This window comes from Bacillus sp. EB01 (assembly GCF_000613125.1).
In the GTDB taxonomy this organism is placed as follows: domain Bacteria; phylum Bacillota; class Bacilli; order Bacillales; family Cytobacillaceae; genus Bacillus_D.
Genome location: NZ_HG964497.1, coordinates 1,100,980 through 1,121,267 on the forward strand (window position 1 = coordinate 1,100,980; position 20,288 = coordinate 1,121,267).

18 protein-coding genes are annotated in these 20,288 nt (G+C 41.8%); 12 read left to right on the forward strand and 6 right to left on the reverse strand.

The window, feature by feature from the left end; genetic code table 11:
* The first annotated feature begins 167 nt into the window (after positions 1-167).
* The 8 genes from TY16_RS05020 (at position 168) to TY16_RS05055 (ending at position 7,961) form a co-directional block, all read left to right on the forward strand.
* A complete protein-coding gene (locus tag TY16_RS05020; RefSeq protein ID WP_043930682.1) occupies positions 168-359 on the forward strand; it encodes a YbxH family protein in 192 nt (63 codons plus the stop codon).
* A gap of 118 nt (positions 360-477) precedes the next feature.
* The gene (locus tag TY16_RS05025) at positions 478-1,812 is read left to right on the forward strand and encodes an MATE family efflux transporter (RefSeq protein ID WP_043930683.1); all 1,335 of its coding nucleotides are present in this window, start codon (positions 478-480) and stop codon (positions 1,810-1,812) included.
* Between the two features lie 142 nt (positions 1,813-1,954).
* Positions 1,955-2,320, forward strand: a complete 366-nt coding sequence (locus TY16_RS05030) for a hypothetical protein (RefSeq protein WP_043930685.1) — start codon at positions 1,955-1,957, stop codon at positions 2,318-2,320.
* Positions 2,321-2,384: 64 nt separating this feature from the next.
* Complete coding sequence (locus TY16_RS05035; protein WP_043930687.1) at positions 2,385-3,740, forward strand: amino acid permease; 1,356 nt, start codon at positions 2,385-2,387, stop codon at positions 3,738-3,740.
* 190 nt (positions 3,741-3,930) lie between these two features.
* The gene (locus TY16_RS05040; RefSeq protein ID WP_043930688.1) at positions 3,931-5,226 is read left to right on the forward strand and encodes a homoserine dehydrogenase; all 1,296 of its coding nucleotides are present in this window, start codon (positions 3,931-3,933) and stop codon (positions 5,224-5,226) included.
* The gene (gene thrC / locus TY16_RS05045) at positions 5,223-6,284 is read left to right on the forward strand and encodes a threonine synthase (protein WP_043930690.1); all 1,062 of its coding nucleotides are present in this window, start codon (positions 5,223-5,225) and stop codon (positions 6,282-6,284) included. The genes TY16_RS05040 and thrC overlap by 4 nt, the downstream gene beginning before the upstream one ends.
* Positions 6,281-7,189 (forward strand): homoserine kinase, encoded by a 909-nt coding sequence (gene thrB, locus TY16_RS05050; protein WP_043930691.1) that lies wholly within the window; start codon positions 6,281-6,283, stop codon positions 7,187-7,189. Before thrC ends, thrB begins: the two co-directional genes overlap by 4 nt.
* A 133-nt stretch (positions 7,190-7,322) precedes the next feature.
* Positions 7,323-7,961, forward strand: coding sequence for a hypothetical protein (locus TY16_RS05055; protein ID WP_043930692.1), 639 nt, complete (start codon positions 7,323-7,325; stop codon positions 7,959-7,961).
* 44 nt (positions 7,962-8,005) lie between these two features.
* Here TY16_RS05055 and gndA read toward each other — a convergent pair whose 3' ends face one another.
* Positions 8,006-9,415, reverse strand: coding sequence for an NADP-dependent phosphogluconate dehydrogenase (gndA, locus tag TY16_RS05060; protein ID WP_043930693.1), 1,410 nt, complete (start codon positions 9,413-9,415; stop codon positions 8,006-8,008).
* 243 nt (positions 9,416-9,658) lie between these two features.
* On the opposite strand from gndA, the gene TY16_RS05065 reads away from it, so the two are divergent.
* The 4 genes from TY16_RS05065 to TY16_RS25085 all read left to right on the forward strand — a co-directional run bounded on the left by TY16_RS05065 (position 9,659) and on the right by TY16_RS25085 (position 13,010).
* Complete coding sequence (locus tag TY16_RS05065; protein WP_043930694.1) at positions 9,659-10,600, forward strand: ring-cleaving dioxygenase; 942 nt, start codon at positions 9,659-9,661, stop codon at positions 10,598-10,600.
* 16 nt (positions 10,601-10,616) lie between these two features.
* Positions 10,617-11,225 carry a flavin reductase family protein gene (locus tag TY16_RS05070; RefSeq protein ID WP_043930696.1) on the forward strand — a complete coding sequence of 203 codons (609 nt, stop codon included), beginning with the start codon at positions 10,617-10,619 and terminating at the stop codon, positions 11,223-11,225.
* Between the two features lie 253 nt (positions 11,226-11,478).
* Positions 11,479-11,853, forward strand: a complete 375-nt coding sequence (locus TY16_RS05075) for a hypothetical protein (RefSeq protein WP_043930697.1) — start codon at positions 11,479-11,481, stop codon at positions 11,851-11,853.
* A 65-nt stretch (positions 11,854-11,918) separates the two neighbouring features.
* Positions 11,919-13,010, forward strand: a complete 1,092-nt coding sequence (locus TY16_RS25085; RefSeq protein WP_052342601.1) for an LAGLIDADG family homing endonuclease — start codon at positions 11,919-11,921, stop codon at positions 13,008-13,010.
* A 628-nt stretch (positions 13,011-13,638) separates the two neighbouring features.
* Here the strand turns inward: TY16_RS25085 and TY16_RS05085 are convergent.
* From TY16_RS05085 to TY16_RS05105, 5 genes are all read right to left on the reverse strand, one after another.
* Complete coding sequence (locus TY16_RS05085) at positions 13,639-14,115, reverse strand: staygreen family protein (RefSeq protein ID WP_155922148.1); 477 nt, start codon at positions 14,113-14,115, stop codon at positions 13,639-13,641.
* A 168-nt stretch (positions 14,116-14,283) separates the two neighbouring features.
* On the reverse strand, positions 14,284-14,964 hold the full coding sequence (locus TY16_RS25090) for an RDD family protein (RefSeq protein WP_052342602.1): 681 nt from the start codon (positions 14,962-14,964) through the stop codon (positions 14,284-14,286).
* Positions 14,965-15,116: 152 nt separating this feature from the next.
* Positions 15,117-17,570, reverse strand: coding sequence for a DNA topoisomerase IV subunit A (gene parC, locus TY16_RS05095; protein ID WP_043930699.1), 2,454 nt, complete (start codon positions 17,568-17,570; stop codon positions 15,117-15,119).
* Positions 17,567-19,555, reverse strand: a complete 1,989-nt coding sequence (gene parE / locus TY16_RS05100; RefSeq protein WP_043930701.1) for a DNA topoisomerase IV subunit B — start codon at positions 19,553-19,555, stop codon at positions 17,567-17,569. Before parE ends, parC begins: the two co-directional genes overlap by 4 nt.
* Before the next feature lie 282 nt (positions 19,556-19,837).
* Positions 19,838-20,257, reverse strand: a complete 420-nt coding sequence (locus tag TY16_RS05105; RefSeq protein WP_442853206.1) for a CoA-binding protein — start codon at positions 20,255-20,257, stop codon at positions 19,838-19,840.
* Positions 20,258-20,288: the final 31 nt, after the last annotated feature.

Genomic DNA, 20,288 nt, shown 5'->3' on the forward strand with positions numbered 1-20,288 from the left:
AAGTAACGGAGATGCATGGGAAAATGACGAATAAAAATAGATCTTCGCAAACCGGGCCGGCACCAATTGAACAAAGTACAACCGGTTATGGATTTGCTCCGGCAGATAAAAAAGAGAAAAGAAAAAATAAAAATACAAAGTTGTAACACACAGGAGTGGATGCTAGGATGGGAGCAATTGACAGAAATGGCTACCGCTTTGAGCCCGAATTTAGTGTTATAAGCCAAGATGGCGCGATTCATGTTTATAAAAATGGTGAGTTTCTCGAAGAAATCAAATTCTCGTTTGATGGCAAATACCCCGTCCTGAACGATATCGAGCGCATTGTCGATGACTATTGTGATAAGAAAGGGATATAATAATCCCCGTTACTAATGCCTTTCCAATCGGAGAGGTTTTTTCTTTTGGCCTAAAACCGGTGATTAGGTAACATTGAGGGAAGAGGTTAGTGCACAATTTTAGAAAAAGGTGAGGCTGTTGGCACAGGAGGATTTTACAAAAGGGAATATTTATAGCCAGCTAATACGTTTTTCGACCCCTATCATGGTTACGAATATTCTTCAAGTATCTTATCAGTTCATTGACAGCCTATGGGTAGGGAATCTGCTTGGTGCAAATGCGCTTGGGGCAATCGCTGTCGCAGGTACAGTCATCTTTACTGTATTATCCTTTATTATGGGGATAAACAATGCGTCTTTGACGATTCTTTCTCAGCAGAAGGGAATGGAAAGCAATGACGGGTTGAAAAGATACTTAAATGCATTTACGGTGCTGCAGATATTGTTATCAATCATACTAGGTATAGGTGGGTACTTTTTGGCGGAGCCGATTTTAATCATGCTGGATACACCGGCTGAAATGGTTCCGGAAGCGGCAGTCTACCTCAAAATCAACTTTCTCTGGATTGGATTCGTTGTCGGATACAATTTTATCAGTACGATTTTGCGTTCATTGGGAGATAGCAGGACACCCCTCTACATTGTGATGGTTTCGGTTGCTTTGAATGCTCTCCTGGACCCCCTTTTTATTAAAGGTTTGGATATGGGAATGGCAGGTGCCGCTTATGCCACAGTCCTATCGCAGGGCCTTGCCTTCCTTATAGGGCTGGCGTATATACTCGTAAGGAGGCTAGCTCCATTTACCGTACCATTCTTGCCAAATCGGAAAGAAGTTAGCGTGATTCTGAAATTGGGTATCCCAGCAGGGCTTCAGATGATGGTTATTTCTGCGGGAGTAATGGCTATCATGAGTGTGGTAAATTCACTGGGAGCAGCCGCGACAGCAGGTTTTGGCGCCGCCCAGAGGCTTGACAGCATCATTATGATTCCCGCGCAGGCACTAGGGACAGCGGTAAACAGCATGGCTGGACAGAATATTGGTGCTGGCAGGTGGGACAGGGTTCAAAAAATCGCTTTATATGGAACTTTATATAATCTTGCTGTCATGTTCCTAATTGCAGGCGCTACATTTCTTTTTGCGAGAAAAGGAATTCAGCTATTTATTAATAATCGTGAAGCCGTTGATTTCGGTACATTGTATCTTAAATTAATTGCATTTACTTATCCGTTTCTCGGCATTAACTTTATTTTAAATGGGGTCGTTCGCGGTGCTGGCGCGATGATGCAGGTCCTTGTTTTAAATATCATCTCTTTCTGGGTACTCAGGTACCCGCTTACGGCATTGTTTACAGCCTATTTTGGTGAAAGAGGCGTAGCGCTTGGCATGGGAACGAGCTTTGCAATTAGCAGTGTCATTGCCTTCCTATATTTTAAGTACGGAAAATGGCGGAAAAAGGAACTCTTTAGCGACTAAGAAAGTAAACAGGCCTAGGAGGCCTCTTTTTTTTGTATTTTTTTCTTCTGAGTTTAGCTGAATTGGAAACCCCTAAAATGGGGAAGGTAATGTGGAATCACTCCAAGATTCCATTTATCGATTACATTCACAGGAGGCCGCCATGACTGTATATGTTTATCAAACTTTTGAAATAAAGCAGGAAAAGTTTACTGAAGCATTTAAGACACTAGAGGAGATCGTCAACTATCGCAATGAGCATTATTCCCACCATATCGAGCTATTGTCGCCGATAACAGGCCCAGATTATGAATATGTGCTTTTATCCAAATATGAAGGCCTGGCTGAGATGGAACTCCAGAATAAGAAAATGTTCGATGATGAGGAGTACAAAAAGCTATTTTCACCTTTCTTCCTGGAAGATGTTGCACAGGGGACCATGGCGACATTTATGTACCGTACAGTACAGCATGTCCCAAAACCTGTTTCAAAGGATGGCAATGACAAGGAAGATAAAGAAAAAGAATAAACCTATCCTAACCATTAAACATGACTGCGCCTAAAGAAATCATAAACCTATAGGAGGCTGAGCCATGGATTTTTATGTCCCCACGGACAATCAAGGAAAAAAAGGCAGTGGATCAAGCAGTGGGAATCTAAAATGGTGGCAATTGTCGATGATAGGAGTTGGGTGCACAATTGGCACCGGCTTTTTTCTTGGCTCGGCAATCGGAATAAAAACAACAGGACCTTCAATTGTTATTTCGTTCATTCTTGCTGCTTTCGGCACGTATACCGTTTATAACTTGCTGGCAAAAATGACTGCACAGGATCCCCAGGATGGTTCCTTTTGTTATTACGCGGGAAAGGCGTACGGACAATGGGCGGGCTTCAGCTGCGGCTGGAATTACTGGTGTTCGAACATACTCATCATGGGAAGCCAATTAACCGCTTTATCTATTTTGTCCCAATTTTGGTTTCCGAATATACCGCTATGGCTATTTGCAGCAGGCTATGCTATCCTGTCCATCCTCGTTGTCATCACAGGCAACAAGGGATTCGATAAGGTTGAAAACGTGCTGGCTGTCATAAAAACCGCAGCTATCGTTATGTTCATCATCCTTGCAGGCCTTGCTTTTTTCGGGGTATTTCATGCTGATGTTACGTATCCAGGGATGCCAGGGTCTATGAAAGAACTATTTCCTGATGGATTTACAGGATTTTGGTCATCTTTGATCTATGCTTATTATGCCTATGGCGGTATAGAAGTTATTGGATTGATGGCAACAAGGCTAAAGAAAATGGAGGATGCTCCTAAGGCCGGAGTAATCATGCTGATCCTGCTTGTGGTCATCTATGTAATCTCCCTGGGACTTGCCGTCCTCATGTCAGGACATGAGGAATTCAGTGACAAGGAAAGCCCATTTGTAACAGCACTGGAACATATTAATATGCCTTTTTTCCCGCATGTTTTCAATGCTGCAATTATAATGGCAGGCTTCTCAACCATGACAGCATCCCTCTTTGGGGTAACGACTTTGCTTGTAACCCTCTCTGAAAGCAATGATGCACCCGCTATATTTGCAAAGAAGATTAAGTGGAAAAAGGTGCCTCTGCCATCGCTTGGACTAGCTACAATTGGGCTTTTAGCATCTATCATAACAGCATTATTGCTGCCCGGAACGATTTATGAGTATATTACCACAGCTGCAGGCATCCTCATTTTGTTTAACTGGGCTTTTATCATCATTTCCGGTTATAAATTGCTTGATATGAAAGCCGGAGGGAAATTCCTGGGTTTCCTCGGTCTGGCTTTGATTCTTGCGGCTGTTAGCGGCACGCTTCTAGAAAGCCATATACGCTATGGATTTTTTGTAAGCCTCGGTTTTGTTGTAACAATCGCTATAGCCTCAATCATAATGAAGAAGATGGTTTGGAATAAAGCATAAGTACTGGCTGATCCATACAGGGTCAGCCTTTTTTTAAAAAAATTTAAGCCTTATTTAATCGAGTTGTAAGCGGTGTCAAAGGAAAAACCACCATCACGACCACTTGCATAAAAATTTCTAAATCTCTATAATGTCTACAACGGATGGACACTTGTTTATATGTGGAGGACAATTTGAGGGGTGAAGGAATATGAATAAGATTTTAGTCGGACTATTAGGATATGGAACAGTTGGTACGGGTGTGAAAAAAATAATTGAAGACCATCAGGACAAATTGAGGCACCAAATAGGATGTCCAGTGATTATAAACAAAATCCTGGTTAAAGATTTACAAAAACATAGCCAGGATCCAATAGATCAGAGTTTATTTACAACGGATGCGAGTGAAATTATTCATAATCCGGAGATTGATATAGTTATAGAAGTAATGGGAGGAATGGAAGAGACAAAGGCATTGCTTCTGGATGCTCTTAACAGAAAAAAGCATGTAGTGACGGCAAATAAAGATCTAATGGCTGTTTACGGTTCAGAGTTGCTGACGGCAGCCCATAAAAACAACTGCGATTTATTTTATGAAGCAAGTGTTGCAGGCGGCATTCCGATTCTAAGAAGTCTTGTTGATGGCCTTGCATCCGATAGAATCACTAAAATGATGGGGATTGTAAATGGAACGACAAATTTCATTCTTACAAAAATGAGTAAGGAAGGCCTTCCTTTTGATCTTGTATTAAAAGAAGCACAAGAGAAAGGCTATGCTGAATCAGATCCTGCGGCGGATGTTGAAGGATTGGATGCGGCAAGGAAAATGGTAATCCTGGCCACTCTTGGGTTTTCGATGAAAATTGACTTAGAAGATGTGAATGTTTCCGGAATCACATCGGTTACCCAGGAGGATATCAAATACGGGAAGCAGCTAGGCTATACGATGAAATTGATTGGATACGCACATAGGCAAGGAGATAAAGTTGAAGTAAGTGTTCAGCCTACCTTCATAACTGACAATCATCCACTGGCATCTGTCCAGAACGAAAACAATGCAGTGTTTGTTTGTGGGGAAGCAGTTGGTGAAACAATGTTCTACGGTCCTGGTGCAGGAAGCTTACCTACCGCAACTTCCATTGTGTCCGACCTGGTGGAAGTAATCAAAAATCTGCGTCTGGGTGTTAATGGGCGCAGCGCTGTCATTCCCCAGTTTACAAAGAAGCTTAAAACAGATGACGAAAAGTTCTCTAAATATTTCCTTCGTCTAAAAACAAGAGATAAGGTAGGGGTATTCGCAGAAATTGCCTCGATTTTTTCAAATCACGAAGTCAGCTTCCAAAAAATCCTCCAGATGCCAACTTCCCAAAAGGAAAAGGTGGATTTGGTTGTAGTAACGCATTTGGCATCGAGTCAAAGCATCTCAGATCTTAAGGATGCTTTGCTATCTGTTCCTGAAGTGGAAGAAATAAAGAGCTTTTATAGAGTGGAAGGTGTGTCTATATGATGTGGCCAGGACTATTGAAAACGTACAAGGAATATTTGCCGATAAATGACGATACTCCACTTCTTACGTTACAAGAAGGAAATACACCATTAATCCGGCTTGAAAAACTTTCCGACCAACTTGGCATCGAGCTATTTGTTAAATTGGAGGGAGCAAACCCCACAGGATCCTTTAAGGACAGAGGAATGGTCATGGCCGTTGCAAAAGCGCTGGAAGAGGGAAGTAAAACCATCATTTGTGCATCTACAGGCAATACCTCTGCTTCAGCAGCAGCTTACGCGGCACGAAGCAACCTTCGGTGTATTATTGTCATTCCAGACGGAAAAGTGGCTGCAGGAAAACTTGCACAGGCTATGATGTACGGTGCGGAGATAATTTCTATTAAAGGAAATTTTGATGAAGCTCTTGAAATGGTGCGCCATATTAGCGAAGTAGAACCGATTACTCTTGTGAATTCGGTTAACCCATTCCGCCTTGAAGGGCAGAAGACTGCAGCCTTTGAAATTTGCGACCAGCTTGGGGATGCTCCTGACATCTTAGCAATTCCTGTCGGTAATGCCGGCAATATTAGTGCCTATTGGAAAGGGTTTAACGAGTACAACAAATCAAAAGACACAAAATTGCCAGGGATGCTCGGCTTTCAAGCAGAGGGTGCAGCTCCATTAGTTAAAAATCATATTTTTCAAAATCCCGAAACAATTGCAACTGCTATTCGAATCGGGAACCCTGCCAGCAGTGAACTGGCAAAAGCTGCTGTCGCAGAATCACATGGCGGCTTTTTCGAAGTAACCGATGAAGAAATTCTTGAAGCATATGTGAAATTGGCTAGATCTGAGGGTCTTTTTGCAGAGCCGGCGTCGTGCGCTTCATTGGCAGGCGTTATGAAAAGTGTAAAAAATGGCACGATTCCAAAAGGCTCAAGGGTAGTCTCAGTTCTGACTGGCAACGGTTTGAAAGATCCCGATACAGCTGTTATGGCTAGCAAGGTTAAGGAGATACCTCTTCTTAATGGCAAGGACGCTGTGGAAGATTTCATACGGGGAGCTACCCTTAAATGAGCTTTATCATACAGGTCCCTGCAAGCACAGCCAATATTGGCCCAGGGTTTGACTCCCTGGGCCTTGCCTTAAATTTATACTTAAATGTTGAGGTTGAATTATCTTCTGCCTGGGTTGTTTTGACCGACTCGGAAGAATTAACTGCCTTTCCAAAAGACGAATCACATTTCATCGTCCAAATCGCGATTCAAACTGCCTTAAAATATGAAACAACTTTGCATCCGTGCATATTAAGGCTATCCAGTGACATCCCTCTCGCCAGGGGCCTTGGCTCGAGTGCTGCCGCGATTGTAGCGGGAATTGAGCTCGCTGACTCAGTAGGGAAACTAAATTTATCCCATAAGGAAAAGATCATGCTTGCTACCGAGTTTGAAGGTCATCCCGATAACGTTGGTGCCTCCCTGTTTGGCGGGCTTGTAATAGGCCGCCTTGAAGAAGACGAAGTTGATATGCTCCATTACAATGATCTCAATTTTGAACTTGTAGCGGTTATTCCTAAGGAAACGTTGTCCACAACAGTTTCAAGACAAGTTTTGCCTGAGTTTTTCTCATATAAGCAAGCAGTTCAGGCCTCATCGACTGCTAATTTGCTGATTGCCTCTTTATTGACAGGCAATTGGGATATGGCAGGAAGGATGATGGAAAAGGATATTTTTCATCAGCCATACAGAAAAGAGCTGATTCCCAACTACAGTATGTTAGAAAAGGCAGCAAAACAAGGAGGCGCTTTTGGAGTTGCTCTTAGCGGAGCGGGTCCTACTGTGTTATGCTTTACAGCCAAAGGAATGAGTAAGCAACTTGCAAATGAATTAAACCGAGAATTGCCAGCTTATGAAATAAAACAATTACGAATTGATTTTGCCGGCAGCAGAGTATTTGGGTTAAGGGCAGCGGAACAGCATTAATCCTCTTCTTCCTGTTAGTCCCTCGTTATCCATCAGTATGTCCGTGATTCGGAAAATCAAAGATCTAAAACAGGTGTGAATTCTTTGAGAAGGGGTAGATTATATCTACAAGACCAGGTGGGGAGGAGATCAATTGACTATAAACACCAGGTTCCCATTTTATGACCAGATACTTGGGCTGATAACGCCTCACTTGCCAATGATTTTAAACGACTTATCGGGCAATTATTATGAGGATGAAGTTGAATACGAGGCCGATTTTGACGAGGAATATAGTGAGGAATTTTTTGATGATGCGGACCTTGAGGATATAGGTGAAGAAACGGATGAAGAGAATGACATACTAAATTTCGCGATTTCCTTTGAGCGAGGCAATTTTCCGGACAACGAAGTAAATGAAACTGGAGAGCCTTGTGACTTCGAAATGATCATTAAGCCGTTTTTTACAATAAAGCCTTATATACTAATTGGGCTTCATAATGGGAAGACGCAACAGTTTTTTTCTGAAATTGTCGACTTTCCTGACTATGAGCCGATTGACTTATTAGAGAAGTTTGCTGTAATGGTCCGCGGTTTATTCAAGGATGAGTCAGATTATAATAAGATATTCATTCTGTCCAGTATGTCTCACCTTGCAATCAGGGAATTAATATCCTTTGATGAACCGGCTTATATCAAGGGGAAGGATGGAAATGTCCAATATGTTTCGAGCCCTTACTTCGAGCTGGACAATCCAACGGTTCAGGAATATTTGATAAAACAAAAGCAATAAATATAAAAGGGGAGCTGCAAATGCAGCTCCCCTTTTGTGTTGTATTATTTCGTCCATTCAGTATGGAAGATGCCGTCCTTGTCGATTCGTTCATACGTATGTGCACCGAAATAGTCACGCTGTGCCTGAAGCAGGTTGGCAGGAAGTGATTCAGTACGGTAGCTGTCATAGTATGCAAGACCGGATGCGAAGCAAGGCACTGGGATACCATTCACAACTGCGGTTGCAATTGTTTCCCTAAGCGCACCCTGGTAGCCTTCAACGATTTCCTTAAAGTAAGGATCAAGCAGGAGGTTTTTCAAGCCTGGGTCGCGGTCATAGGCATCCTTGATTTTTTGAAGGAATTGCGCGCGGATGATACAGCCGCCGCGGAAAATCATCGCAATGTCCCCATAGCGGAGATCCCAGCCATATTCTTCAGATGCAGCCCTCATCTGGGCAAATCCCTGTGCATAGGAACAGATTTTGCTCATATAAAGAGCTTTACGCACAGATTCGATAAATGCTTCACGGTCGCCTGTGAAAGGCTTCGCTTCCGGGCCGCTAAGGATTTTGCTTGCCGCCACCCGTTCAGACTTCATTGCGGAAATAAAGCGTGCGAAAACCGATTCAGTAATAAGCGGCAGTGGCACACCTAGATCAAGCGCGCTCTGGCTTGTCCATTTTCCGGTACCTTTTTGTCCAGCAGTATCAAGAATCAAGTCGACAAGAGGCTTGCCAGTTTCTTCATCGATTTTAGTAAAGATATCTGCAGTGATTTCAATCAGGTAGCTGTCAAGCTCACCCTTGTTCCATTCAGAGAAGACCTGGTGAAATTCCTGAGCACTAAGACCAAGTACATTCTTCAGAAGGAAGTATGCCTCGCAAATCAGCTGCATATCACCGTATTCAATGCCATTGTGTACCATTTTGACATAATGGCCGGCACCATCCGGGCCAATATAGGTCGTACAAGGCTCGCCATTTACTTTGGCGGATATGTCCTTAAAGATTGGAGCAACAAGCTCGTATGCTTCCTTTTGGCCGCCAGGCATGATCGAAGGGCCTTTTAATGCGCCTTCCTCACCGCCAGAAACGCCAGTTCCGATAAAATGGAATCCAAGTTCGCTGAGTTCTTTGTTGCGTCTTTGTGTATCAGCAAAGAAGGTATTTCCGCCATCAATAATAATATCACCTTTATCAAGGAGAGGCTTCAATTGGTCAATTGTTGCGTCAGTAGGTCCGCCAGCCTTGACCATCAGCATGATTTTGCGTGGGGTTTCAAGGGAATTGACGAATTCTTCAAGGGAATAGGCAGGGAAGATATTTTTGCCTTCCGATTCCTGAACCATTTCCTCTGTTTTTGAAGAGGAACGGTTATACACGGCAACGCTATATCCTTTGCTCTCCATATTCCAGGCAAGATTCTTGCCCATAACTGCTAGGCCGATTACGCCGATTTGATGCTTACTCATGTTTGTATACTTCCTTTCCAACCAAAATAGTTGAGCATTCTTTTAATAAGAAGGCACGCTATTCATATAGTATACCAAAATTTGCAGTCTTGTAATCCATTTGCACTCGGGAGAGTACCAGCATGGGATTTGGAAAAAAATAAACCGTGGCCAAATTGATTGACTTAGAAACATTCCAACTGTAAAATAATCTTTAAATTGAGATATTTTAATTAAATGAATTTGATGTAGGAGTGGAAGAAGATGAAAAGAACTGCAGGTATCCATCATATAACTGCGATAGTGGGACATCCCCAGGAGAATGTTGATTTTTACGCAGGTGTGCTGGGGCTAAGGCTTGTAAAACAAACGGTAAACTTTGACGATCCGGGTACGTATCATTTTTATTTTGGCAACGAGGGCGGGAACCCTGGGACTATTATTACGTTCTTTCCATGGGCTGGAGCATATTCTGGCAGGATTGGCGATGGACAAGTAGGGATCACTTCCTATGCTGTTCCTAAAGGTTCATTTCCATTTTGGGAAAAAAGGTTACAGCGTTTTGCTATCTCTTTTACAAAAGAAAAGAGGTTTGGCGAAGAGTACCTAACTTTTGATGATCCGCATGGCCTTCACCTTGAGCTTGTGGAAAGGGAGGAAGGGGAGTTAAACAATTGGTCTTTTAGCGGCGTAACGCCTGATGTAGCGATAAAAGGGTTTGGCGGTGCTGTTTTATTTACTTCCCAACCTGATAAAACGAAAGAATTGGTTGAAAAGGTAATGGGCCTTGATTATGTTGGAACCGAAGGCGATTTTGCACGCTATAAATCAACTTCAGATATAGGAAATATAATTGATATTAAGCTGACTCCCGGTGTCCGAGGTGTTATGGGAGTTGGAACAGTTCACCATATTGCATGGCGGGCAGCAGATGATGACGACCAGCTGGACTGGCAAAAGTATGTACAGTCGAATGGGTATCGTGTAACACCAGTTCAGGATAGGAATTATTTCAATGCAATCTACTTCCGTGAGCATGGGGAAATTCTTTTTGAAATTGCAACAGACCCACCAGGCTTTGCTCATGATGAATCCCATGAGACCATGGGAACAAAATTGATGCTTCCGGATCGTTACGAGTCGATTCGCGGAAAGATTGAGCAAGGTTTGCTCCCTTTTGAAGTCCGTGAATTGAATAAACTTTAAGAGGAGGAGTCAGCGGATGATTTCTATTTATCCAGCCTCGAATGCGGAGAGGGAAAATTATAAATTTATGATTGGCAGCATTGTGCCACGGCCAATCGCATTCGTTACGACACTATCAAAGGATGGGGTCTTGAACGGTGCTCCATTTAGTTATTTTAATATCGTCTCATCCAATCCGCCGATGATTTCGCTGTCGATTCAGCGAAACGGCGGAAGGATAAAGGATACGGCAAGGAATATTTTTGAGAATAAGGAATTTGTCGTTCATATCGTTGATGAAGACAATGTCGCCAAAATCAATGAAACGGCCGCAAGCCTTCCCCCAGACGAGAGCGAGGTGGAAGTGGCAGGTCTGACTCCAGTTGCCAGTATGAAAGTGTCCGTTCCGGGTGTTCAGGAAGCAAAAGTTCGGATGGAGTGTGTACTGGAAACTTCGTTGGAGCTTGGCGGCGGGGAGGATCCTGGGTGCGATTTGCTTATAGGCAGGGTAGTCCAATTTCATATTGATGAAGAGATATATGAAAAAGGCAGAATTGATCCCCGTGGACTTGCAGCGGTCAGCAGGCTGGCAGGGGCTAATTATGCGAAGATTGGTGAGATATTTCCGATTGAACGGCCTGAATAAGAAATGGAGAGACCTCTGGGTTTTCAGGAGGTCTTTCTTCAATTTTGAATAGTATGTCGGTACCAGAGTAATTCAAAGACTGTAAAGACAAGGTTTTGTTGTTCCTTGTGAACGAAAATATACAGTAAAAAGGTATGGCTAATTCTTGTCCTTTTGTGTCCAAAGAATTATAATAATAGTGAGAGGAACAAATGTTCGTGAATGGGTGGATATGAGAAATCAAATGTATAAATCCGAGAAAGGAGTGGTTATTGTGTGGAAAAAAGTAAATGGCAGAATTGTTCAGACTGTTGATAAGTCAAGAGTGGAATTTAGGACTAACATTAGTAAGGAACTTCTTGATAATTTAAATAACCTTGCCAAAGAACATGAAACACACGTCAATTACTTACTTGAAACCGGTCTTGAATCTGTATTAGATCAAGGAGTAATAACATTTAATAAGGATACTCGACCAAAGGATCGTGTTCAGTATAAGACAACTTATGACAAAGAATTATTGGAACGGGTAAAACAATTCGCTAAAAGCCACGATTTGTACATAAACGATGTTTTGGAGTACAGTGCTGGATATATTAACTTAAATAAAGCGAAAAAAGAAAGTTACCGGTACAGAATAGAAAAATAAATTTGGGTTTAGCCATACTTAATTAGGATTTATTGTCAAAAAGGAACTTTAAAGGAGCAGAGACAATGTCCAAAGAAGAGAGAAATATAGAAATTGCATCCCTATATGGTTTAGGGATGAAAACCTCTGAAATTGCCAAAAAATTTGGCCTAAGTGACAGAGGAGTTACATTTATTTTAAATAAGCTTGGCGTAAAAATGCGTTCGCATGGTTACCGAAAATACAAATTAAATGAAGATTTCTTTAAGGAATGGTCGAATGAGATGGCCTGGGTTTTAGGTTTCGTAGTTACGGATGGTTGTGTGGATCCAAACAATCAATCTGTATCAATAAGCCAAAAAGATCTTTCTCCTTTAGAAAAAATTAAAGACCTTATGAATTTCACTGGACCGATAACAAAAAGCAAAAACCAAGAATTATTTCTTCTAATCATTAATTCTAAAACTATTAAAGAAGATTTAAAAGAATTGGGAGTAACAGCAAGAAAATCACTAACTGTAAAGTTCCCCGCCTGCCCGCCTGTCTTTTTGCCTCATTTTGTACGAGGGGTTATTGATGGTGATGGACATGTGGATAATGAAGGTTATGCTGTGACTGTTACTAGTGCGAGTATTTCTTTCGCACAGGGATTATTAGCCGTTTTTCAATCTTGGGGCATGCATTCTAAGATTCATGTAGTATCAAGCGAGAAAAAGAATCCCATATACCGAATTATAGTTTCAGGAAGACAAAGTGTTAAACGCTTATCCGAAATCATTTATCAGGATTGTGATGATAATTGTGTGTTTTCCAAGAAGGATAAAATGATTAATCCAGATAATAATTCTGAAACTACCATGCGAGTAAAGTTCAGGACTACTATAAGTTCAGAGGTTTTAGAAAGACTTAATATTGTGGCTAAGGAAAATAAAACCTATATTAATTATCTTTTGGAAACCGGTATCAAGCAGATATTAGACAATCCAGGTATTTTGGTAACAACAAATAAACATAATGACAGGATTTTGTTCAAAACTTCTTATAATCGTGACTTATTGGATAAAGCAAAAGCTTATGCAAAAACTCATTCTATAAATATGAATGATTTACTGGAGCAAGCTGCTGATTTAATTAAGATTGAAGAAGCGCTTAAGGAGGGGAATAGGCATAGGACGTAAATCTTTTAATTTCTTTTAACGCCGTGGTCATAATATATATTATAGGAAGTTAATGAAAAAGAGAGGTTTCACATCTCATTAGCTAAGTATACTCCTGATAGTGAGACAAAATCGAAAAATCCATACAAATTATTATTTATATAAATTTTATTTTTGATTTATTTATAAAGATCTATTTTACCCTGGATTATTATTTGACCTTAAACTTACACACGAACTTTAAGCTCGTCAATCGTACTAATTCATGGATTTCTTGCTAGTAAATTAACGCGCTTTAATTTCTTGTTAAAATTGTGGTTTGTAAACAAATTTAGCAATTGGCCACGAATTTCCTTTGTTATTCAACTTATTCCATTTGCTGTTGTTTAATTAATTTTCAGTTTAAATACTTTGCTATGTTAAAAAATCCGTAATTTCCGCTCTAGGCGTTGAAATTTTATCTATCAAAACGCAACGATCTCTTAATTCGTTCTTAAATACAGTAATCTGACTGATAAACTTTGGTTCTGTTCATTGATTAATTCAATATCACTTATTTATATATTGTTTACATAATCTAATTATGTAAACAAGTCTTTTCCTTAACCTGCCATGCCATAAAAAATAACAGCGCAATATGGGTGCGCTGTTATTTTTTATGAGTCTTTTCGGTGACACCAAGCATATACTGCCTTGGGGTTCCATAATAGATCATTTTATTAAATTCGGGATAAACAGACTCAAATTTAATATATATAGGAGCATCCAGCAGCCATGGAAAACAGCTATAGAAAGCCTGATCACCAAAAACGAGGGCTTTTAGGGCTGTTTCCATCTCTTTTCTGAAAATCATGAATCTTACTTTTGAATGCTGCTCGTCAAATTCCCCTTTGGTTACATGTACTTTCCCGCAAAGTGTAAATTCCCCCATAGTTTGCAGCCATTCAGCATAAACTTCATCTTTATATTGACTATTTGTATACAGGTATTTGGGACCTATTGTTAGGAAAAGTTGTCCTGTCGAATCTGAATGAGTTAGTGTATATTTTCTTCCTTCAAAAGGCCTAAAAGGAGTTATAGGCGCGATATAGGTAACCGCCAGTTTTGCAGGATCAAATCTGTCCAAATTCAGCATCCTCCTTTCAAAACTATACTTGTTAATACATTATGCAGCTTTTGATAAAACGTGATATATGCCTACTCCCTCCTCCCTTCCTCAGGGACCGAAACGATAACAGGAACTTTTCGCTGTAATGAAGAAACCCTTTCCTGTAAAACAGAAAAGGGTTGAGAACTATTTTGTTTTAACTACAAGAGTGCCTGCTACAAAGTCATGTAGTGCTCTCTTTTCCTTTGTCCATAGGACCATCAGGAAGCCGACAAAGAATGTCGGGAAAACGTTCAAGTAATTTGCAAAGTACCGTCCAGTCGCACGGGCAAAACTAATTCTTTCGCCACTTTTGTTAATAACCTTCAGGCCCATTGCCAATTTTCCAAGAGTAGCTTGTTTTGCTGAACTCTCCATTCCGGCTTTATAAGCAAGGCCGATGATTAGACCCAGCAAGGTGTAGAAGTTCTGGCTTTGGACGGAAACAAATAGAAAGCCAACTAAATAGCCAATTAAATAGCCAACGATATAGGTAACCACATAATCTATAAGAGATGCGACTACACGCTCGCCGAAGTTAGCAAAACGCACATGTTCTGGTGCAAAAAGAGTATAACCCTGATTCCCATAGTTCGGTTCAGACGTGTAAGTAAAACCCTCTCTTCCCTCCATATGGTTTGGATACGGACGTACCACTGAATGGGCTTTAAAGTGATAGCCGCACGTCTGGCAATAGGATTCTCCTTCTTCCCTCTCGGTCTCGCAATCTGGGCATACTTCCCTAATATTCCCTCCCAAGTATTCACCGCAATTGCTGCATAACCGTTCAGATTCATCGTTTTTCGTATGGCAATTAGGACAATGCAAAAGAATCCCCCTCAAAGATATATATGTATATAGATAAGTATAGTATCAGGAAAGATTTTATTCTAGAAAAATGGGCAGATACTTGTTTAACATATAATTTGCTAATCAAAAAAACAGGCTGCCTGTAAATCTGGCAGCCTGTTCGGAATTCTTTATGCCTCTGGTTTTGCTTCGTCTTTTTTACGGGCTTCCTTCCAGAGTGTTGTTACTTTACCGCTTTCCGTTTCATCGACAATGAAGGAACCATTTGAGTAACGGTCACTGAATTTCAAATCATTCGTGTTTATGGCAAAGGTTTGTCCTTTTTCAGTCAAGATGTTTATAACATCGCCATCTTCTGTTGATTCAAAGCCTGTAATCCGGTGAGGGTTTGATTTCAATTCCCGCAGGACGACTACTCCTCGTTTTGCGCGGGTTGCTTTTTCAAATTCCTTTAGTTTCATTTTCTTTAATGCTCCACGCTGGGTGGCGAGAACAATATATTCTTTGCTAGATGGATCGAGCAGCTTTCCACCGACCAAATAGTCTCCGTCCTTGAGATTCATTCCTTTAACCCCGGCAGCCCTGATACCGATTGGACCTACCTCTGCTTCATCAAACCATAATGCATACCCGTAATGCGATATTAGGAACAGTTCCTTGGTACCATCTGTAACATGAATATCGATGAGTTTGTCGTCACCCTTCAAGTTGATGGCTGTCAATGCCTTGGTATGCCGGGTTGCCTGATATAGTTTCATCTCAGTTTTCTTGACCATGCCATTCTTCGTAACAAACAGAAGGTATAAGTTATTTTCAAAGCTATTAACCGGCATAGCTTTAATAATCTCTTCATCGCGGTCTATTGGTATGAGGTTGGCAACATGCTGTCCCATGTCCTTCCACCTGATATCAGGAAGTACGTGGACAGGAATATACAGGTAATTGCCTTTGCTGGTAAACAGCAGCAGGACATCTTTTGTATTCATGTCCAGTTGGGCAAACAGGCGGTCCGAATCCTTCATGGCGGGATCCTGGCCATTTGATGCCGTAAATGAGCGAAGGCTTGTCCGTTTAACATAACCTTCTTTTGTAACTGTTACAATAACATCCTCGCTCGGAATCAATACATCCAGATTAATCTTAATTTCCTCAATTTCTGCTTCAATCTTTGAGCGTCGATTATCGGCATATCGCTTTTTAACTTCCTTGAGGTCCTTTTTGATGACTGACATTAGCTTCTTTTCGCTCTCAAGAATCGCAGTCAACTCTGCAATTTTTTTCTCGAGTTCTTCAGCTTCCTTCATAAGCGCAGTGACATCTGTATTGGTCAAACGATAAAGCTGCAAGGAAACGATAGCCTCTGCCTGGGCTTCTGTAAAGGCAAACTTGGCAATAAGATTATCCTTGGCATTTCGCTTATCCTTTGATGCACGGATAGCCGCAATGACCTGGTCCAGGATGGAAAGAGCCTTAATGAGACCTTCGACAATATGCTCTCGTTCCCTAGCTTTTTTCAATTCAAACTTTGACCTTCTCGTAATAACATCCTTTTGGTGGCCAATATAAGCATCGAGCATCTCCCTAATCCCCATTAGGACAGGACGTTTGTTATGAATCGCAACCATGTTGAAGTTGTATGTAACCTGAAGGTCAGTATTCTTGAGCATATAAGCGAGGACGCCATTTGCATCGGCATCCTTTTTCAATTCAATAACAATCCTCAAGCCAGTACGATCGGTTTCATCACGGATTTCAGAAATTCCTTCTACTTTCCGGTCAAACCTGAACTCGTCCATCTTCTTAACAAGATTGGCTTTATTAACCTCATAAGGGACTTCGGTGATGACAATCTGCTGCCTGCCTCCACGGAGTTCCTCAATCTCAGTCTTTGAACGGACTATGATTTTTCCACGGCCTGTTTCATAAGCCTTCCTGATTCCATCAACACCTTGAATAATGCCACCTGTCGGAAAATCAGGTCCCTTAATAACAGTCATCAATTCATCAATTGACACCTCAGGATTATCCATCCTCATGATAACAGCATCAATGACCTCCCCAAGGTGATGTGGGGGAATATCTGTTGCATAACCGGCGGAAATACCCGTAGATCCATTCACGAGCAAATTTGGGAACATTGCCGGAAGTACTGTCGGCTCACTGGATGTATCATCAAAATTCGGGATAAAATCAACTGTCTGCTTGTCGATATCCCTTAACAATTCAGTTGAAATAGCAGAAAGTCTGGCTTCTGTATAACGCATCGCCGCTGGAGGGTCGCCATCAATGCTGCCGTTGTTCCCGTGCATTTCGATTAAAACATTACGGACCTTCCATTCCTGGCTCATCCTTACCATAGCATCATAAACGGAAGTATCACCGTGCGGATGGTAGTTACCGATAACATTACCAACCGTTTTGGCGGACTTCCTGAAGCCTTTTTCGTGCGTATTCCCTTCTGCATGCATTGCATACAGGATGCGCCGCTGTGATGGCTTTAGCCCATCCCTGGCATCAGGAAGCGCCCGCTCCTGAATGATATATTTGCTATATCTTCCGAAACGATCGCCAAGGATGTCTTCAAGGGGAAGGTCGCGAAACTTTTCTTCTGCATTACTACTCATTGCTTGCTTCCCTCCTCTGCGACACTGACATTTTCATTTTCTAGAATCGTATCCATATCATCTTCATCGTCCATACCAAAAGCAACGTTGGATTCAATCCATTTACGGCGGGGCTCTACCTTATCACCCATAAGTGTGGTGATTCGCCGTTCTGCACGTGCTGTGTCATCGACGTTTACCCTGATTAGCGTTCGGGTTTCAGGATCCATTGTTGTTTCCCATAGCTGGTCTGCATTCATTTCACCAAGGCCTTTATAACGCTGAATCATATAACCCTTTCCAACCTTCTTGATTGCCCCTTGCAGTTCGTCTTCATTCCAGGCGTATTCTATAACTTCCTTCTTGCCGGCCCCCTTGCTAACTTTAAACAGAGGCGGCAAAGCAATGAATACTTTTCCTGCTTCAACGAGGGGTTTCATGTACCTGTAAAAGAAAGTCAGCAGAAGCACCTGAATATGAGCTCCATCAGTATCGGCATCCGTCATAATAATGATTTTGTCATAATTGATGTCTTCAACGGTAAAATCTGTTCCAACACCGCCGCCGATTGTGTGAATAATGGTATTAATTTCTTCGTTTTTAAAAATATCCTCGAGCTTGGCCTTCTCAGTGTTGATGACCTTTCCCCGTAAAGGAAGAACTGCCTGGAAACGGCGGTCCCGCCCTTGTTTGGCGGATCCCCCCGCGGAGTCCCCCTCGACTAGATAAAGCTCGTTTTTCTGTGGGTTGCGGGATTGGGCAGGAGTGAGTTTACCAGAAAGAAGGGTTTCCTTCTTGCTCCTTTTCTTACCTGTACGGGCGTCTTCCCTTGCCTTCCTTGCAGCTTCCCGGGCTTGGTATGCCTTTATTGATTTTTTTATAAGCAGCGTGCTTGTTTCCGGATTCTCTTCAAGTATGTAAGAGAGCGAGTTTGAAACAACCGAATCCACTGCTGAGCGGGCTTCGCTGGTCCCGAGTTTTCCTTTCGTCTGTCCTTCGAATTGAAGCATATCTTCCGGTATCCGAACAGAAACGATCGCTGAAAGGCCTTCGCGAATATCATTGCCTTCAAGATTCTTATCTTTTTCTTTTAAGAGGCCTGTCTTTCTCGCATATTCATTAAAAACCCTCGTCATTGCCGTCTTGGCGCCAACCTCGTGTGTACCGCCGTCCTTTGTGCGGACATTGTTGACGAAGGAAAGGACATTTTCCGAGTAACCGTCGTTGAACTGGAAGGAGAACTCGACTTCAATTCCGTTCTGTGTCCCATCCAGGCTGACAACCTGGTGCAAGACTTCCTTGCCTTCATTCAAATACTCAACAAATGCTTCAATCCCGCTTTCGTAATGGAAAGTCTCAGATACACCGTTCCTATCATCATGAATATCGATTCGAAGGCCTTTTAGCAGGAATGCGGATTCCCTAAGCCTCTCGCATAGAGTATCGAAGTTATAGGTTAATGTGGAAAATATCGAGGGATCCGGCTTGAAGTGGATTGTAGTCCCTGTTTGGTTTGTTTTCCCTATCTTTTCAAGTGTTGTCACGGGTTTTCCGCCATTCTGGAAGCGCTGTTCATATACAAAACCATCACGTTTTATCGTAACCGTCAGCCATTCGGATAAAGCATTGACAACGGATGCACCTACACCATGAAGACCTCCGCTTGTTTTGTAACCGCCCTGGCCGAATTTTCCGCCTGCATGAAGGACAGTAAGGATGACTTCCGGGGTTGGTTTTCCCGTCTTATGCATTCCTGTTGGCATTCCGCGTCCTTTATCAACGACACTGATTGAATTGTCTTTATGGATTCTGACTATTATTTGATTCCCGAATCCACCTAATGCTTCATCGACAGAGTTATCGACGATTTCATATACAAGATGATGCAGCCCTCTTGTGTCCGTACTGCCGATATACATTCCCGGCCGTTTTCTGACAGCTTCAAGCCCCTCAAGGACTTGAATGGCATCATCATTGTAGCTATAAGCCTCTTGGTTTCTTGCCACTAAAATTCCCCTTTCTTACATGTCAAAAAGGAATATCATCATGAACGAAATACAATCCCTTTATAAAAATATCAAATAATTCAGCAGTGGAACGAATGTTCGTGTCTCTGTACTAATTTTACCATAACTCGTCCTGCCGTCTATGCTTTATTGTATCGATTAATTTGGATTTGGCAAATGTGTTATTTAAAAAAACGTTTATTTTTAAGCATTGAAAGGGTTTCCACTCCTATATATACCCAGTAAGCATAAAAAAAGCCGCCTTATCGGCAGCAGACTCAATTATCTTTTTCGGACAAACAGCGCATGGTCAACCTTAATGCAGCGGTCCATCACAACGGTAGAACCTTTGTCTTTAAGAATTTCATAGACATCATCATGCGCAAGCCCAAGTTGTGCCCAAAAAACATCGAAGTCAACATCGACCGCTTCCCTGGCTACATCAGGCAATTGTTCGGAACGGCGGAAAACATTGACTATATCAATATGTCCTTCAATGTCCTTCAAAGATGGAACTGCTTTAACGCCTAGTGCTTCATCAATTGTCGGATTGACTGGAATGATTTCATACCCAGCGTTTTGCATGGCTTCAGAAACCATGTAGGAAGTTTTTTCAGGATTATTGCTTAAGCCTACAACTGCGATTCGTTTTGCTTTTAAAAGGATATCCTTAATCTCTTCTGTACTAGGGTTTTGAACCAATACATTCACTCCTTTTCCTTTTAGCTATAGT

Bases quoted from the DNA above. Each gene is read 5' to 3' on its own strand.
- TY16_RS05020 (WP_043930682.1), top strand. From the start codon at position 168: ATGGGAGCAATTGACAGAAATGGCTACCGCTTTGAGCCCGAATTTAGT.
- TY16_RS05030 (WP_043930685.1), top strand. From the start codon at position 1,955: ATGACTGTATATGTTTATCAAACTTTTGAAATAAAGCAGGAAAAGTTT.
- TY16_RS05035 (WP_043930687.1), top strand. From the start codon at position 2,385: ATGGATTTTTATGTCCCCACGGACAATCAAGGAAAAAAAGGCAGTGGA.
- TY16_RS05040 (WP_043930688.1), top strand. From the start codon at position 3,931: ATGAATAAGATTTTAGTCGGACTATTAGGATATGGAACAGTTGGTACG.
- thrC (WP_043930690.1), top strand. From the start codon at position 5,223: ATGATGTGGCCAGGACTATTGAAAACGTACAAGGAATATTTGCCGATA.
- thrB (WP_043930691.1), top strand. From the start codon at position 6,281: ATGAGCTTTATCATACAGGTCCCTGCAAGCACAGCCAATATTGGCCCA.
- gndA (WP_043930693.1), bottom strand. From the start codon at position 9,415: ATGAGTAAGCATCAAATCGGCGTAATCGGCCTAGCAGTTATGGGCAAG.
- TY16_RS05065 (WP_043930694.1), top strand. From the start codon at position 9,659: ATGAAAAGAACTGCAGGTATCCATCATATAACTGCGATAGTGGGACAT.
- TY16_RS05070 (WP_043930696.1), top strand. From the start codon at position 10,617: ATGATTTCTATTTATCCAGCCTCGAATGCGGAGAGGGAAAATTATAAA.
- TY16_RS25085 (WP_052342601.1), top strand. From the start codon at position 11,919: ATGTCCAAAGAAGAGAGAAATATAGAAATTGCATCCCTATATGGTTTA.
- parC (WP_043930699.1), bottom strand. From the start codon at position 17,570: ATGAGTAGTAATGCAGAAGAAAAGTTTCGCGACCTTCCCCTTGAAGAC.